At 66.2% G+C, this 3,386-nt stretch carries 1 protein-coding gene and 1 pseudogene; one reads left to right on the top strand and one right to left on the bottom strand.

Features of this window, described 5'->3' with window-relative positions:
• Positions 1-299, bottom strand: a pseudogene (locus RT123_RS07290) (glycosyltransferase family 1 protein); the annotation flags it as partial.
• A 311-nt stretch (positions 300-610) separates the two neighbouring features.
• On the opposite strand from RT123_RS07290, the gene RT123_RS07285 reads away from it, so the two are divergent.
• Positions 611-3,386: autotransporter outer membrane beta-barrel domain-containing protein (locus tag RT123_RS07285; protein WP_313008553.1), on the top strand; the 2,776-nt coding region annotated here is incomplete at its 3' end.

Genomic DNA, 3,386 nt, shown 5'->3' with positions numbered 1-3,386 from the left:
GGCAGCTTGGTCGCCCGCAGTTGCACGATGCCGTCGGCCCTCGCCTTGTGACGCGCGCCAGGCACGATCAGCGAGTGACTGACCCCCGGCCGATTGGCCTCGATCCACGCCTTCTTGGACAGGATATAGCGCTTCACCCCGCCTGAGCGCGGCGCATAGAGCATTGTGGTGTCCACCAGCCGGGGCCGCTCGTCCATCGCCGCCGCCTTCAGGGCCCGCAGCGTATCGGCGACTTCCACGTCCAACCCCGGAATCAGTCGGAGTTCGCTTTCCTGGACGTCGAGGTCTGTCATGCTCATGGAGTGTTCTCGCCTGGTCTGGGCTGTCGAACGCCGGAGGTGTTCGATGGATGCGTCCACGGGACGCGGCCTTTGGACCGTTCGACGCCCGTAGACCCGGGCGCGGCAAAGCTCAAGTGCGCGCCGTCGCGATTTCCTCCGCATTCGGCCTATGAGGCATCGACGAGCGAACGCGGGTCGCCTTGCGGGATCGCTTCAGGACCATCACGGCCTTGCATTCGCCTCAAATTCGATAAACTTGGAACGCTGGCGCGGACCCTGCTAAGGGGTCTCCCGTAACGTGACGCGTGACCACCAGGGGTTTCTACCGAATGCGTATTTTGCTCGCGACCGCCGTGGCGATCGCCCCCTTGATGGTCGCCACAGGATCCCAGGCCGAGATCGTGATCTCGAACGCCCGGACCACGCCGATCCAGACGTCCAATGCGACGGGCACGGCCGCCGATAACATCCGCATCGCCAGCGGCGGCAGCGTGGCCGTCGCCTCGGGCGCGGCCGTGACCCTGAACAGCAACAACACGGTCGATCTGGATAGCGGCAGCTCGATCACCATGGACAAGTCGGCCGACGGCTCGACGGGTCTTCTGGTCAATGGCGGCAACACCGGGTCGGTAATCGTCGGCGGCTCCATCACCGTCAACGACACGCTGGAAACAGCGGACATCAAAGACACGGACGGCGACGGCGATCTGGACGGCCCGTTCGCCACCGGAACTGGCCGCTACGGCGTGCGGGTCACCGGCGCCTCGCCCTTCACCGGCAACATCCTGGTCGAGGGCACGGGCGCGATCGCGGTCGAGGGCAATAACTCCTACGGCCTGTCCGTCGAATCCGCCCTGAACGGCAAGCTTCAGAGCCTGGGAACGGTCCGTGTGACCGGTAACGACAGCGCCGCCATCCGCACGACGGGGCCGATTTCCGGCAATGTCGATCTTGCCGGTTCGATCTCGGCCCTCGGCGCCAATGCGACGGGCGTTTCCATCGAAGGTAACGTCGGCGGCGCACTCAAGATTCACTCTTCCGTGGTGGCCACGGGCTATCGCTACACCACCCCGCCGCCCGCCCGTCCGACGACCGGCACCTTCGACAACGCGACGACCCTGTTCCTGGACGAACTCGACGCAGACGATCTGCTGCAAGGCGGACCGGCCGTGCGCGTCGGCGCCAATGTCGCCGGCGGCGTGCTGCTGGACAAGGCGCTCGCCTATTCCGAGGCCGGCATCGAAGGCGATGACGACAAGGACGGCGTCAAGAACGGCGACGAGGATGATGACGGCGACGGCATCAAGAACCGCGACGATCCGGACCGTGACGGCGACGGCATCCCGGACGCCAGCGAGACAGCCGCCTCCATCACATCGCTGGGCGGCGCGCCTGCTCTGCTGATCGGTTCGACGACACAGGCGGTGACCCTCGGCGCCGTCGGTACAGGCGATGCGGCCTATGGCCTGATCAACCGCGGTACGATCATCGGATCCGGCCTTTACTCCGGCGTGGAGTCGCGCGCCGTGCAACTCGGCGTGACCGGCGGCCAGGCCGTGAATGTTACTGGCGGCGTCCGCAACGAGGGCGGCATCTCGTCCACGGCCGTTGATGCCAACGCCACGGGTCTCTGGATCGGCTCGGGCGTGACCGCTCCCACAATCAACAACTCGGGCGCCATTCAGGCCGTCGCCTCGGGCAAGCAGACCCAGAGCGCGACCGGCATTCTGATTGGTTCAGGCGCCAACGTCGGCTCCCTGACCAACACAGGCAATCTGGTAGCCTCTTTCGGCGGCAATCAGGGTTCGGCCACCGTTATTCGTGACCAGTCCGGCAGCCTGACCCAGCTGAACAACGCCGGTTCGATCATCGGCTCGCTCACCCCTAACACCGACGATACAAATCCTGTCACCGGCAAGGTGACCGCCATCGACGTCTCGGCCAACACGACCGGCGTCACCCTGCGGCAGTACGGCATTCCCGCCGCTGCCGGCAGCACGGCGACGGATACGGACAAGGACGGCGTGCCGGACGCGAACGAACCGGCCATTGTCGGCGCGATCAAGCTGGGATCGGGCGCCGACACCCTCAATATCGAGAACGGCGTCGTCAACGGCGACATCGATTTCGGCGCCGGCGCCGACCGGCTGAACATCAGCGGCGGCGCGGTTGTGACCGGCGCCATCGCCAACAGCGACGGCCTGCTGGACATCAACGTGTCGAAGGGCACCCTGGCCGCCACCCAGACGGGCGCCACGGCGATCTCCAACCTGAACATCGGCGCCGAAGGGACATTGCTGGTCAATCTTGACCCCGCCAACGACCGCGCCGGCGGCTTCAATGTCAGCGGCAATGCGACCCTGGCGACAGGCTCCACCCTGGGCGTCCGCTTCTCGTCGCTGATCGATCAGCCTGAGCGGTTCAACGTCATCACGGCCGGCACGCTGAATGTGGGTCAGATCAACCAGACCCTGCTGTCGGACAACTCGCCCTATCTTTACGTCGTGCAGGGTGGCGTCGCTGGCAACACCGTCTATGTCGACGCGCGTCGCCGCACGGCCTCCGAGGCCGGGCTGATCCCGGTCGAGGCGTCCGCCTACGACGCCGTCTATGGCGCGCTGGGCTCCAATGAAGCGCTGCGCAACCTGTTCCTGTCGCAGACGTCGCGCGACGGCTTCATCGACGCCTACGAGCAAATGCTGCCCGACCACTCCGGCGGGCCGTTGATGTCGCTTTCGGCCGGCGTGGACGCGGTCACCCGCGCGCTGACCGGACGAAACGCTGCCGCTGCGCCGGGTGAAACCAGCGCCTGGGTCCAGGAGATCAACTTCTACGCCGATAAGGACAAGACCGACTCCTACGGCTTCCGCTCGGAAGGCTTCGGCGTCGCCGGCGGCGTCGAAAAGGGCACCAGCCTGGGCGCCGTCGGCATCTCGGCCGCGTTCACCTCGTCCGACATCAAGGATCCAGAGGCCGAGGCCGAAGAGGTCCTGTCGGCCAACCTGCTGGAGCTAGGCCTCTACTGGCGCGCTCAGGGCCAGTACTGGACGACCTGGGCCCGTGCGGCCGGCGGCTATGCCTCCTTCAACGCGGACCGCTCTCTGG

This window comes from Brevundimonas vesicularis (genome assembly GCF_032067225.1).
GTDB lineage: Bacteria > Pseudomonadota > Alphaproteobacteria > Caulobacterales > Caulobacteraceae > Brevundimonas > Brevundimonas vesicularis_F.
This window is presented reverse-complemented; position numbering and strand designations above follow the sequence as displayed.